The organism is Hymenobacter rubripertinctus (genome assembly GCF_003583925.1).
GTDB classification, from domain to species: Bacteria; Bacteroidota; Bacteroidia; order Cytophagales; family Hymenobacteraceae; genus Hymenobacter; species Hymenobacter rubripertinctus.
On sequence record NZ_QYCN01000061.1, the window covers coordinates 1 to 12,771 of the forward strand.

At 60.8% G+C, this 12,771-nt stretch carries 10 protein-coding genes; 4 read left to right on the top strand and 6 right to left on the bottom strand.

All coding sequences use genetic code 11. The annotated features are described in order from the left end of the window. Positions 1–394 precede the first annotated feature (394 nt). The 6 genes from D0T11_RS20705 to D0T11_RS20730 form a co-directional block, all read right to left on the bottom strand. Positions 395–3,547: an efflux RND transporter permease subunit gene (locus D0T11_RS20705; RefSeq protein WP_119657718.1), complete on the bottom strand. Its 3,153-nt coding sequence runs from the start codon at positions 3,545–3,547 to the stop codon at positions 395–397. A gap of 129 nt (positions 3,548–3,676) precedes the next feature. Next, positions 3,677–4,774 (bottom strand): efflux RND transporter periplasmic adaptor subunit, encoded by a 1,098-nt coding sequence (locus D0T11_RS20710; protein WP_119657719.1) that lies wholly within the window; start codon positions 4,772–4,774, stop codon positions 3,677–3,679. A 125-nt stretch (positions 4,775–4,899) separates the two neighbouring features. After that, entirely contained in the window at positions 4,900–6,174 is a 1,275-nt protein-coding gene (locus D0T11_RS20715) for a TolC family protein (protein ID WP_119657720.1), read from the bottom strand. Positions 6,175–6,358: 184 nt separating this feature from the next. Then, positions 6,359–7,708, bottom strand: a complete 1,350-nt coding sequence (locus D0T11_RS20720; protein ID WP_119657721.1) for a HAMP domain-containing sensor histidine kinase — start codon at positions 7,706–7,708, stop codon at positions 6,359–6,361. 201 nt (positions 7,709–7,909) lie between these two features. Further along, positions 7,910–8,587: a response regulator gene (locus D0T11_RS20725; protein ID WP_119657722.1), complete on the bottom strand. Its 678-nt coding sequence runs from the start codon at positions 8,585–8,587 to the stop codon at positions 7,910–7,912. A 184-nt stretch (positions 8,588–8,771) separates the two neighbouring features. Next, on the bottom strand, positions 8,772–9,110 hold the full coding sequence (locus D0T11_RS20730) for a tetratricopeptide repeat protein (protein WP_119657723.1): 339 nt from the start codon (positions 9,108–9,110) through the stop codon (positions 8,772–8,774). A gap of 73 nt (positions 9,111–9,183) precedes the next feature. Here D0T11_RS20730 and D0T11_RS20735 point away from each other — a divergent pair, with 73 nt between their 5' ends. The 4 genes from D0T11_RS20735 to D0T11_RS20750 all read left to right on the top strand — a co-directional run bounded on the left by D0T11_RS20735 (position 9,184) and on the right by D0T11_RS20750 (position 12,522). After that, entirely contained in the window at positions 9,184–9,924 is a 741-nt protein-coding gene (locus tag D0T11_RS20735) for an electron transfer flavoprotein subunit beta/FixA family protein (protein WP_119657724.1), read from the top strand. Positions 9,925–10,037: 113 nt separating this feature from the next. After that, positions 10,038–11,012 carry an electron transfer flavoprotein subunit alpha/FixB family protein gene (locus tag D0T11_RS20740; RefSeq protein WP_119657725.1) on the top strand — a complete coding sequence of 325 codons (975 nt, stop codon included), beginning with the start codon at positions 10,038–10,040 and terminating at the stop codon, positions 11,010–11,012. Between the two features lie 112 nt (positions 11,013–11,124). Continuing rightward, on the top strand, positions 11,125–11,751 hold the full coding sequence (locus D0T11_RS20745) for a bifunctional nuclease family protein (RefSeq protein ID WP_119657726.1): 627 nt from the start codon (positions 11,125–11,127) through the stop codon (positions 11,749–11,751). 225 nt (positions 11,752–11,976) lie between these two features. Beyond that, entirely contained in the window at positions 11,977–12,522 is a 546-nt protein-coding gene (locus tag D0T11_RS20750; protein WP_182888538.1) for a YfiT family bacillithiol transferase, read from the top strand. Positions 12,523–12,771: the final 249 nt, after the last annotated feature.

Below are 12,771 nucleotides of genomic sequence, written 5' to 3' on the forward strand. Positions count from 1 at the left end.
GCCCGCACGGGCCGGCGACCGGTACGCGTGAACTTTTCGAGGGCAGACTGATCAGCAGCCGGCAGGATAAAGGGAGTCAGGGGACGGGCCATATCATCTCAACTCCGACTCCCTTATTTTGTTGGCTAACTTACCTGACTAAGCACTAGAGCGGTAGCAGGAGTGGGCTGAGGCTGGCTCCTGCTATTTCGTTTCTGCTGTTCAGAAAGCAATACGCAAATATAACCAAATCATACAAAAACAAAACCAACCGCAACAACTCGCAACGATAGGAAGACAAACCTGAAACTGTCATTCCGACGAAGGAGGAATCTGAGTAAGGTCGTTGAGCGAAACTGTTCGCTAATGTTAACCCAGATTCCTCCTTCCTCGGAATGACAGTTCTGCTGCCACCTCACCCCACCAACACCGGCTCCAGGTGCCGCTCTGGCTGCAATGCCGCGTCGTCGCCGTAGCGGCTGTGCTCGGCGCGGTAGGCCCACTCGAAAATCAGGGGGAAAATGAGTAGGGTGAGGATAGTGGCTGATACGAGGCCGCCGATGACCACGATGGCCAGGGGCTTCTGAGTTTCGGAGCCGATGCCGGTGCTCAGGGCCGCCGGGAACAGGCCAATCATGGCCATCATGGCCGTCATCACCACGGGGCGCACGCGGGAGGCTACGCCCGTGTGCAGGGCGCGCGTCAGGCTCATGCGCTTACGCATGTTCTGCCTGAAAACGGTAATCAGAATGACGCCATTCTGGATGCAGATGCCGAAGAGGGCAATGAAACCGATGCCGGCCGAGATGCTGAAGTTGGTGTGCGTAACGTGTAGGGCCACGATGCCGCCGATGAGGGCGAAGGGCACGTTGATCAGTACCAGCCCGGCGTCCTTGGCGTTGCCAAAAGTGATGAAGAGCAGGATGAAGATGATGACCAGCGCCACCGGTACCATCTGGCTCAGGCGCTTGGTGGCCCGCACCTGGTTCTCGAACTCGCCGGCCCAGGCAATGCTGTAGCCCTTGGGCAGGTGAATCTGGGCCTCGACTTTCTTCTGAGCCTCGGCGATGGTCGAGCCCATGTCCCGGTCGCGGATGCTGAACTTGACGGCAATGAAGCGCTGGCCATTGTCGTGGTAAACGGAGGCCGGGCCGTTGCTGGTGCGGATGGTGGCAATTTCCTTGAGCGCCACCTGCCGGCCCCGGAGCGTGGGCACCCGCAGGTCGCCGATTTGCTCCTCCGAGCTACGGTACTGCTGAGGGTAGCGGATGCGGATATCGAACTTCCGGTCGCCCTCGAAGAGCTGGGAGGCGGCCTTGCCGCCGATGGCCATTTCCACTACGGCCTGGGCGTCGGCGGCCGTTACGCCGTAGGTGGCCATGCGGTTCTGGTCGAGCAGTACGCTCATTTCGGGCTGGCCCAGGTTGCGCAGAATGCCCAGGTCCTTCACCCCGCGCACCCCGCGCAGAATGTCGGCCACCGAGTCGGCCTTGGCGTTGATTTCCTGGAGGTCGTTGCCGAAGATTTTGACGGCCAGCGAGGCGTTGATGCCGGCCACGGCCTCGGCCACGTTGTCGATGATGGGCTGGGAGTAGTTGTAAATCACGCCCGGGTACTGGCGCAGCTTTTTATCCATCTCGTCAATGAGCTGCTCCTTGCTGATGCCGCGCTTCCACTCGTCCTGGGGCTTGAGGTTGACCTGGCACTGCACGTAGTACATGCCCGAGGGGTCGGTGCCGTCGTTCGAGCGGCCGGTCTGGCTGAGCACGCCGTTGACTTCCGGAAACGAGCCCAGGATTTTGCGGAACTCGCCCACCTGCTTGGTGGTAGCCGTGAGCGACGACGACATGGGTAATTTGGCCTCCACCCACAGCGCGCCCTCGTTCAGCTCGGGCAGGAATTCGGAGCCCAGAAACGTGTAGGAATACAGCACGCCCGCCAGCAGCAGAAACGAGGCCGCGAGGCTCAGGACCTTGTGGCCCATCGTGAAGCTAAAGGCGCGCACCACGATGCGGTCGAAGAAGTTGACGATGGGGTTGTTCTTCTCCCGCACGTTTTTGTTGAGCAGGATGGAGGCCAGCACCGGCACCAGCGTGAGCGTGAGCACCAGGGCCCCGATCAGGGCGAAACCCAACGTGTAGGCCAGCGGCGAGAACATCTTGCCCTCCACCTTCTCAAAGGCGAAAATCGGGAGCAGGCAGGTGAGGATAATCAGCTTGGAGAAGAACACGGCCTTGCCCAGCTCGCCGCCGGTTTTCTTGATGAGGCTCATCTTGGCCAGCTTGTTATACACCGGCATGCCCACCTTGTGGGCCTTGTGGTCGAGGACCACAAAAATGCCCTCCACCATCACCACGGCCCCGTCAATGATGATTCCGAAGTCGATGGCCCCCATGCTGAGCAGGTTGGCGCTCATTCCCTTGAGGCGCAAACAGATGAAGGCAAACAGCAGGGCCAGCGGCACCACCACGCCCACAATCAGCGTCGAGCGCCAGTCGGCCATGAACAGGAACACGACCAGCGTTACGAGCACGATGCCCTCGATGAGGTTGTGAATCACGGTTTCGGTGCACTTGTCCATCAGCACGTCGCGGTCGTAGAACGTAACCAGCTGCACGCCTTTGGGCAGCACTTTGGTGTTGAGCTCGTTGATTTTCTCCTTCACGCGGCCCAGCACCTCGGCCGGGTTTTCGCCCTTGCGCATAATCACAATGCCCTCCACCACGTCGTCGTCGCCATCGAGGCCGGCCTGGCCCACGCGGGGCAGGTGGCTCTCGCTCACCTGGGCCACGTTGCGCACCAGCACCGGCGTGCCGTTCACGTGGTCGACAATCACGTTGCCGATTTCCTGGGGGTTTTCGAGCAGCCCGATGCCGCGCACCACGTAGGCCTGGCCGTTCTTCTCAATCACATCGCCGCCCACATTGATGTTGCTGCGCCGCACGGCCTCGAATACCTGCAAGGGCGTGAGGTTGTAGACCTGCAAGCGGGCGGGGTCGGCCGTGATTTCGTAGACCTTTTTGGTGCCCCCGAACGCGGCAATATCGGCCACGCCGGGCACGCTTTTCAGGGCCCGCTCCACCACCCAGTCCTGCAGCGTGAGCAGCTCGTTGGTGCTGCGGCCCTTGCCCTGCACGGTGTAGCGGAAAATCTCACCGGTGGGGCCGTAGGGAGGCTGCACGTGGTTGTCGCAGTCGTCGGGCAGACTTACCCCGGCCAGCAGGTTGTTCACCTGTTGGCGGGCGTAGAAGTCGTCCACGTCGTCATCAAAATTGATTTTGAGCACCGACAGGCCGAACATGCTGATGGAGCGCATGTTGCTCTTTTTCTGCACCGAGTTCATGGCCACCTCAATCGGCACGCTCACGAACCGCTCCACCTCCTCGGCCGAGCGCCCCGGCCACTGGCTCACGATAATAATCTGGGTGTTGGTAACGTCGGGAAACGCCTCAATCGGGGTATGCACGTAGCTGTACACCCCACCCGCAATCAGCACAACCGTCATAAAGAACACGAAAAACCGGTTCTTCAGCGAGAAAGCAACGATGCCTTGGATGAATTTGGTCATTTTAGGAAGAAGCTAGGAGATAGAAGCCAGGAGTTAGAATAGGGTGGGAATAGGATAAGCGGAAAGCCTGGTTGCCACGTCAGGAAATAGGATTCTAGCTCCTAGCTTCTATCTCCTAACTTCCCAAAATCAGTCGTTCAGCTCGTCATACACCAGCAGCTGGTTCCGGGCGATGATTCGTTCGCCATCCTGGAGGCCGGTTTGCACGTAGGCGGTTTCGCCCACGGTTTTGGCCACCTTCACCTCGCGGGTTTCAATGTGGCGGCGGTCCTTAAAGACCAGCACGAAGTTGCGGTCCTTGTCGAAAATCACGCTTTGGGCGGGCACGGCCAGCATGCGGTCGGTGCCGGTGGTCGACACCTTGATCTGGGCGTACATTTCGGGCTTGAGCAGGTAGCCGGGGTTGGGCAGGCGCACGCGCACTTTCATCACCTTGCTCTCGGGGTCGAGCACGTTGAACACCTTGTCGATGCGGCCGGTGAAGTGCTGGTCGGGGTAGGAGAGGGTGGTCACGTCGGCCGCGAAGCCCTGGCGCACCCGGCTGATGTCGGACTCGAACACGTTGGCCATAATCCAGACGTTGTCGAGGTTGCTGACGGTGAACAGGTTGCCCACGTTGTCGGCGTTGAACTGCATGCGGTCGGTCACGTTTTTCTCCGTGATGAAGCCCGAAATCGGGGCCCGGAGCGCGTAGGTGCCATCGGGCGAAACGCCGTACACGCTCAGCTGCTTGCGGCTTTTGCCCACGTTGCCGCGGGCCTTCTGCAGCTCCTTGCGGGCCAGCGTCACGTCGCGCTCCGAGGCCAGGCCCGCCGTGTACTGGTCTTCGAGCACCGCCAGGTTTTTGCGGGCAATGTCGAGGTCGGTGCCGGCGCTGCTGCTCTGGTTCTGGAGGTCGGCAATTTCCCCGCTCCGGATCACGGCCAGCACCTGGCCCTTGGTTACGTGGTCGCCCAGCTCCACGCTCAGCTGCTCCACCACGCCACCCACCAGCGGATACACCTTCACGGTCTGGTCGCCGTCGGAGGCAATCTGGCCCGAGAGCGTCAGCTCGTCGCGCACGGGTTGCTGGCGCACCGTGTCAAGCTTCAGTTCCCGCAGCATCTTGTCCGAGAGCGAAAAGCCTGCCTCGGCCTTGGGCCCGGTAGCGGCTGCTTCATCATTTTTAGCGCAGCCCCCCAGCGTGAGGATGAGAGCAAAGGGTAGAAGAGGAAGGAAGCGGTTCATAGGGTTGGGTGATTAGGTTGAGCAGCGTCTCAGGAGTCCCAGGGCTGAAGCCCTGGGCTACGGAGTGAAGAAGGTTGCTAAATCGGGCCGCTGACTAGCCCAGGGCTTCAGCCCCGGGGCTGTGTTTAGTCGAATACCGGCCGGCCCACCGCGTAATTCAGCAGTTCGAAGGCCCGCACGCGGCTGGCGCGCAGGCTGTTGAGCTGCACGAGGTTGTTCTTGTAGCTCTCGTAGAAATCGAGGTACTCCACGATGGTGAGGTTGCGCTTGGCGTAGCTCTGGTCGATGCCCACCATGAGGCGGTCGAAGTCAGAGGTTTCGCGGTCGGCGCTCTGGTAGAGCTGGTCGGTCTGGCGGGCCTGGCGCCAGGCCTCCTGCACGTCGTTGACGACCTGCAGCTGCTGCTGGCCCAGCTGGGCGCGGCCAATCTCGATCTGGTTCTGGGCCGTGCGGATGTTGCCCTGGTTGCGGTTGAACAGCGGCACGGCAATGCCCAGGCTCAGGGCGTTGTAGTTCTGGATGTAGTTGCCGGCCCGGTCGAACACGTAGCCCACGGCCAAATCGGGCGTGGCCAACGCGCGCTGGTAGCGCAGGTTCTGGGTTTGCTGCTGCACGGCCGCCTGGCGGGCCTTCACGTCGGCGCGGTTCACCTGGGCCGAGTCGATGAGCTGCTGCTCGGTACGGCCGGCCAGCGAGAGGGCCCGCAGGCGGGCGTCGTCGGCCTGGGGGCGGTAGTAGGTGCCGGCCTCGTCGCGGAGCAGCATGCGCAAATCGGCCTGCTGGGCGGCAATATCGGAGAGCAGCGTCTGGCGCTCGTTGCGCAACTGGAACAGGAACGCTTTTAGGCGAATAACCTCTTTGAGCGCGATGTTGCCCTTGTCGTACTGGCCCTGGTAGAGATTGACGGTGCGCTGAAAGCTGGCCACTTCCTGGTCGTACACGCGCACGCTCTGCTGCTTGAAATACAGGTCGTAGAACGTGGCGCGGAGCTGGTAACGCAGTGTGCGCAGCAAATCATCGAAGGTAAACTGCTCGACCAGCGTGTTCTGCTGGGCCACGCCGGCGGCGGCCCGGCGGCGGCCGGCCAGCGCGAACAGCTGCTGCACCTGCACGGCCGTATTGCCCTGGCGCGTTACGTCGAGGGTGCGGTGGGTGAATTGGTTGTAAGCGTTCTGCTCGACTGAAATCGTGGGGTTGTCCCAAAGCCGGGCCTGCTGAATCTGGGCCTCGGCGGCCGACACATTGTAGCGCTGGGCCAGTAGCAGCAGGTTGCTGGCCACGAACCGTTCCTCGGCTTCGGGCAGCGTGAGCCGCACTGTATCAGTAGCCAGCGGGGCCGCCCGACTGGTAGAAATGCTGAGCAGCAGGGCCGTTGTCAGCAGCAAAAAAAAGCGGGGCATAACCGGGTTCGGTGGTTGGTTATGCAAGAGTACGCCCCCCGTATTAGGGCCGAATTAGAGGCAGATTAGAAACGGATTAGAAAGGGAGAAATAAGCGGCAAGCGGTCAGCTACAAGCCGCAAGCTGTCGGCCATACGCCTTTGAACGCGCTTGTAGCTTGTAGCTGAAAGCTTGCAGCCCAAAGTCAAAACACCACCTCCACCACCGTGCCCACGCCTAAATCCGACGAAATCTGCAGCGTGCCGCCGTGCAGCTCGATGATGCGGCGGGCCAGGGGCAGGCCCACGCCGTGGCCCACCACAGGTCGGGCGTTATTGGCCCGGAAAAAGGGCTGGAACACCTGGGGCAGGGCTTTTTCGCTGATGCCGATACCCTGGTCTTTCACCCAGATGCGCCGCCGGCCGGCCTGGTACTCGAAGCGGACCTGCACCGGCTGGTCGGGGCCCGAGTACTTGAGGGCGTTGTCGAGCAGGTTGGTGAGGGCCCGGCCCAGCAGCTGGCGGTTGCCCCTGATTTCCAGCAGCGCCGGGTCGGCGGGCAGCTCGCCCAACGTAATCTGGACCCGGCGGCGCTGGTCGGGAGCCACGCCCCCGCGGGCCTCCCAGAGCAGCTCGTCGAGGCGGATTTCGTCGCTGGTGCCCACGGTGGTTTGGGTAAGGTCGAGCAGGTTGTTGAGCAGGAGCTTGAGCTGCTGCAGCTCGCCCAGCACCGAGGCCCCGGCCTCGCGGTAGGCAGCAGGGTCGCGCTCCCGGTTCAGCAGCACCTGCAACTCCCCGATGGTGGCCGTCAGGGGCGTGCGCAGCTCGTGCGAGGCATTGCTGACGAAGGTGCGCTGGGTTTCAAAGCCCTCTTCCAACCGCTCCAGCATCCGGTTGAAGGTGCGGGCCAGGCGCGTAAGCTCGTCCTGCTCCGATCCGATCCGCTCGCTCACGCGCAGGTGCAGGTCCTGGGCCGTGATGCGGTCGACCTGGTCGTTGACGGCGGCGATGGGCGAGAGGGCCCGGCCCGCGAACATCCGGCCGGCCACATAAATCACCAGCAGACTGACCACAAAAATCAGCCCCATAATCTCGGCCAAATGCTCCAGCCGGGCCCGGCCCGAGTGGTTTTCGGCCGCCGCCACAATAACGAACTCGCCTTGGTTGTCCTTGTAAAACAGCCCCACGGCCTGCCGCGCCCCGAGGTCGAAATACACCTCCTTTTCGGCCACGATGCGGGCCAGCAGCGGCGGCGGAATCCGGATGCGCGTGTCCTGCTCGATGAAGCGGGGTTGGAGCTGGCTGTCGTAAATCTGGAGCACTTCGCCGGTGAGCGTGCGCAAATAGCGCCGCTGGAAGTCGCGGAAGGCCTCGGCCCGCACCTCATCCTGCTCCAGAAACACGTAGCCCGTCACCTCGGCCCGGTCGCGCAGGCGTTGGTGAAATTCCTCGTGGGTGTAATCGGCCTGCAAAATGAACGCCGTCGTCAGCGCCGACAGCAAAATCACGGCCACCAGCCCCAGAAACAGCCACGTCAGTCGGTTACGGATGGTCATAGGAACGGGGGAGCGGAGGAACGGGGCTGGACAGGGGAAAAAAACGTCATTCTGAGCGCAGCCGGAGGCGGAGTCGAAGAATCTCTACCGCTTCGTTGCAACACTATCTGGATTACCATTGCGGTAGAGATGCTTCGACTTCGCCTCCGGCTGCGCTCAGAATGACGTACTTCTCACTTCTCACTTCTCACTTCTCACTTCTCACTTCTCACTCCGCAACACGTAGCCCATGCCCACCACGGTATGGATGAGTTTCTGCGAAAAGCCTTTATCCACCTTGTTGCGCAGGTAATTCACGTACACGTCCACCACGTTGGAGCCGGCGTCGAAGGAATCTTCCCAGACGTCGGCGGCCAGCTCGGCTCGGCTTAGCACGCGGCCGGGGTGGCGCAGCAGCAGTTCCAGCAGTCCGAATTCGCGAGCCGTGAGCTTGATGGGCTGCCCGGCCCGGACGACGGTCTTGGCAGCCGTGTCGAGGGTGAGGTCCTCGAACGTGAGTACCGCGCTTTTGGCCTGCTGGCCCCGGCGGCGAGTGAGGGCCCGCACCCGGGCCAGCAGCTCCGAGAAGTCGAAGGGCTTGACCAGGTAGTCATCGGCTCCGCCCCCAAAGCCCAGCAGCTTGTCCTGGGTGGCGCCCAGGGCCGTGAGCATCAGCACGGGCGTCTGCTGGTCCTGGACGCGCAGGGCCGTCAGCACCTCCAGGCCGCTGAAATGGGGCAGAATCACGTCCAGAATAATCAGGTCGTAGGCGTGGGCCAGGGCCAACTGCCGGCCAAACCGGCCGTCGTAGGCTACTGCCACCTCGAAGCCCTCTTCCTCCAGTCCCCGCTTGATAAATGCGGACACCTTGGGCTCATCTTCAACCAACAGGATTTTCATGGGAATCGGGGCATGTAGCGCGAAGCGGAAGCTTCGCCTTATAAAAAGGCTAACACTGAGATATGGGCCTGTAGCGCGAAGCTCCCGCTTCACGTATCGGAAGAACGACGTCGTTTGGCAGTCAGCAAACGTAGCGCGAAGCTGGAGCTTCTCGCTACGGGCCTACGTCTTTCAACCAACCCAACTACTCATCCTCATAATCCAGGCCCAGCAGCTGGTTGAGGGCTTGCTGGATTTCGCTGGCGGCGTGCAGCTGGCCGTCCTTGCGGGCTACGCGGAGGCCTTTTTGGTAAACTTTTTCGGCTTCATCGGGCTTTTGAAGGTGCTGGAGCATCTTGCCGGCATGATAGTACGTACCCACGTAGTCGGGGTGCTGATCGAGCAGCGTCTGATAGTAGCGCATGGCCGTTTCGGGTTCCGATTCGCGGTATTCGGTGGCCAGCGCGTAAATTGTAAACGCATCCGTCGGATCGTCTTCGTAGAAGCGCAGTAATTGCTGCAGGCGGCTGGGCGCGGTTTCCATAGGGCAGGAGTTTTGAGTATCTTCGCCCCAAATTTGACACTTTCTTTAGTTTCTTTCATATAAGCAGCCGTAGATGAAATTTCTCGTTTGCATCAGCAACGTACCCGACACGACCACCAAAATCACCTTTACGCCCGATAACAAGGCGTTCAATAAGGCCGGGGTGCAGTTCGTGATTAATCCCTGGGATGAGTATGCCCTCACCCGTGCCATCGAGCTGAAAGAGGCCCAGGGCAGCGGCACCGTCACGGTGCTCAACGTCGGCGAAGCCGACACCGAGCCCAACATCCGCAAGGCCCTGGCCATCGGTGCCGATGATGCCATCCGCATCAACGCCCACCCCAAAGACGCGTTCTTCGTGGCCAAGCAGATTGCCAGTGTTGCCAAAGAAGGCGGCTACGACGTGATTCTGATGGGCAAGGAAAGCATCGACTACAATGGCTTCCAGGTACACGGCATGGTGGGCGAGCTGCTCGGCATTCCGACCGTAGCCCCGGCCATGAAGCTCGACATGAGCGGCAACACAGCCACGCTGGAGCGCGAAATCGAAGGCGGCAAGGAAATCGTGGAGGTGAATGCGCCTTTCGTGGCTTCCTGCCAGCAGCCGATGTGCGAGCCCCGCATCCCCAACATGCGCGGCATCATGACGGCCCGCACTAAGCCCCTGAAAGTAGTGGAGCCCACCGCCGATGCCCCCCGCACCGAGGTGGATACCTTCGCGCTGCCCCCCGCTAAGCAGGGCGTCAAGCTCATCGCGGCCGAAAACGCCGGTGAGCTGATCAAGCTGCTGCGCAACGAGGCAAAAGTAATCTAATCACTGAATTATGAATTATGAGGTATGAATTATGAATTGGCCGTGCCATAAGCGCCACTTGCCAGTTTTTCAATTCATGATTCATAATTCATAACTCATAATTCAAATATGAAATGTCTGTACTAGTTGTTGTTGAATGTGATGGCGGCGAGGTGAAGAAGTCCTCGCTGGAGGTAGCTTCTTACGGCAGCCAGGTGGCCCAGATGCTGGGCACCACCGCTACGGCTATTGCCGTAGGCGAGGCTACCGAGGCCAATCTGGCCAAGCTCGGTGAGCAGGGCATTGCCAAGGTGCTCTACGATGCGGAGCCCCGCCTCAAGGATTTCGTGAACGGTGCTTACACCAAGCTGATTGCTACGGCCGCGCAAAAAGAGGATTCTAAGCTCATCGTGCTGGCTAACTCCAACATCGGGGCGGCCGTAGGGTCGCGCCTCTCGATCCGGCTCGAAGCCAGCCTGGCTACCAACGTAGTCGCGCTGCCCAAAACGGACGGCGGCTTCTCGGTGAAGCGCGGCGTATTCTCGGGCAAAGCCTTCGCCGACGTGGAGCTGGCGGGCGAGCGGAAGATCATCGCCGTCAAGAAAAACTCCATCGAGGCGCTGCACGAGGAAGGCAAAACGGCCCAGGTGGAGTCGTTCTCAGCCCAGCTGACGGACGCTGATTTCGCTGATGCACCCAAGGAAGTGGTGATGCAAGACCAGGCCGGCGGCGTGCTACTGCCCGAGGCCGACCTCGTGGTTTCGGGTGGCCGGGGCATGAAAGGCCCCGAAAACTGGAACCTCATTGAGGACCTGGCCAAAGCGCTGGGCGCGGCTACGGCCTGCTCCAAGCCCGTGTCCGACGTCGATTGGCGCCCTCACCACGAGCATGTGGGCCAGACCGGCATCACGGTGTCGCCGAACCTGTACATTGCCTGCGGTATTTCGGGGGCCATCCAGCACCTGGCCGGCGTGAATTCGAGCAAGGTTATCGTGGTCATCAACAAAGACCCCGAGGCTCCGTTCTTCAAGGCCGCCGACTACGGCATCGTGGGCGACGTGTTCGACGTGCTGCCCAAGCTGACCCAGGCCGTGAAGGAATTAAACTAATGTGGTGCATGTGCTGATGCAGAAAACGGGGCAAAGGAGTTACTTTCCGTTGTTTGCTGCATCAGCACATTTTCACATTTAACGCATTAGCACATTCACCAAGAATCCGCTTGTGAAAAAAATACCGCTCGAAATTCTGGGCCTCTCGTCCAGCCAGTCGCAGTCGGGGTCTTTCGCCCTTATTCTGGGCGAGAAGACTGGCAACCGTCGTCTGCCCATCATCATCGGCATGTTCGAGGCGCAGAGTATTGCCATTCAGATTGAGAAAATCAATCCGAACCGCCCCCTCACGCACGACTTGTTCAAGTCGTTTGCCGAGCAGGTACACGTGGCCGTGCTGGAGGTGATGATTTCAGACCTCAAGGAAGGCGTTTTCTACTCCAAAATTGTGTGTTCCGATGGCGCTACCACTTTCGAGCTGGATTCGCGCCCCTCGGATGCCATTGCCATTGGTTTGCGCTTCGGCGTGCCAATTTTCACGGTGGAAAGCGTACTGAGCGAAGCCGGTATTATCCTTTCCGACCTCGACGAAAACGCCGAGGACTCAGATGACGAGGATGATGACGACGACGAGGATGATGACGCCGGCAAGCCCGCGCCCGCACCCGTACCCCGGGAGCCCAGTGGTCAGGTGCCGGTAGACGAGCTCACCAAGATGCTCGCTCAGGCAATTGACCGGGAAGACTACGAGAAGGCTGCCAAAATCCGGGATGAACTCGACAAGCGCAAAGACAGCTAAGCTACCCGCATCGCCTCCGCCGGCCCCCGACAAAAATTCCGGCTGGCGCGCAACGCTGCCTGATGTCGTGGTTGATCCGGTAACGGAAGCATTGGATACGCTAACCGACTTGGCTGACGAAGAATAGGTACCGCTGATTGAACCGCAAACCCACCCGACCCGGTAAGTCGGGTGGGTTTTTTCGTGCGGGTCGTACCTTGCAGCTCTACTTTTCCCGTTTCCCGCATGGATTTTTCCGCTTCCCCCGACTTGCGCTACCCCATGGGTGAGCCCGCCCTGCCCGATGAGCCCCTGGACCGGGGCGCGCGCACGGCCTACATGGGGCATCTGGCTACGCTTTCGGACCAGGTGCGGGCGGCGGTGGCCGGCCTCACGCCCGCCCAACTCGACACGCCCTACCGCCCCGAGGGCTGGACGGTGCGTCAGGTGATTCATCACCTGCCCGATTCGCACCTGAACGCCTACGCCCGTTTCCGCCTTGCCCTGACCGAGGACAACCCCACCATCAAGCCCTACGACGAAGCCGGCTGGGCCGAGCTGCCCGACGTGGCCGCCACGCCCCCGGCCGTGTCGCTGGCGCTGCTGGAGGCGCTGCATATCCGCTGGGTGCGCCTGTTGCGCAACCTCACCGATGCTCAGTGGACGCGTACGTTCTTCCATCCCGGCACCCAAACCACATTCACCCTCGATCAGGCGCTGGTGCTCTACGCCTGGCACGGCCGTCATCACCTGGCCCACATCACAGAGCTCCGCCGCCGCGAAGGCTGGTAACGGTGAGTGAGTGAGTGAGTGAGTGAGTGAGTGAGTGAGGTTTTTGTCCGGAACAGAACGAAAGCGCTTCGCTTACGATGATATCAAGGCATCAACCCACGCTACTCTACCCTACTAAATATTGCGGCATAAAACGGGGCAGTCCGACCTTTGGGGTTCCTACACCATCCAAACCCGTTCTGCCCCGTGAAGCAATGCCTCAGCGCCAAACTTACTACGCTTTTGCGACAGGTGCCGTTTGTGCGCCAT